Genomic DNA, 527 nt, shown 5'->3' on the forward strand with positions numbered 1-527 from the left:
TCTTCCGATCTGAATACGGCCTCCTTGGGGCTGAGACACATCTAAGCGACCTCCTCCTCAACAACCTTGAACTCGGCCAGCAGTGTGAACACCATGTTGATGTCCATGCCGGTTGGTGGCAGACACCCATCCTTGATCAACGGAGACTCGTCATCGTCCAGCAGGTCCATGTCATGGTTAGAGGCCGTGAATGCAGGGGTGTTGGCCTTCTCCTTCACCCTCCACTCTTGCTTTGTCGGGATCACCGGGTAGATGATTTTGATGTACTCATCTCTCTTCTTCTCGGCCACCCCTTTTCTCATCTTCTGCACCCTCATCCACTGGATCTTCCTCCTATGGCTGGGTGTGAGGCCTAGAGGACACCAACGAGGTGCTGGAGCCATCCTGGACATGGTAGTCCTCGATGTACCCCTCTGTCCTGAACCTGACGAAACCGGATGGTCTGGTTTAGCAACCGCTGTGAACTGGTCCCGGCTTCTGTCTTGATCTCTGCCTCTGCCTCTGGGACCCTGTCCTACTCCGCTGCC

At 55.4% G+C, this 527-nt stretch carries 1 protein-coding gene; it reads right to left on the bottom strand.

Annotated elements, in window-relative coordinates:
• Positions 1-41: 41 nt before the first annotated feature.
• Entirely contained in the window at positions 42-317 is a 276-nt protein-coding gene (locus ACQY5R_RS18340) for a hypothetical protein (protein ID WP_428610728.1), read from the bottom strand.
• Positions 318-527: the final 210 nt, after the last annotated feature.

It is taken from the genome of Sedimenticola sp. (assembly GCF_050289425.1).
Classification (GTDB): Bacteria; Pseudomonadota; Gammaproteobacteria; order Chromatiales; family Chromatiaceae; genus Sedimenticola.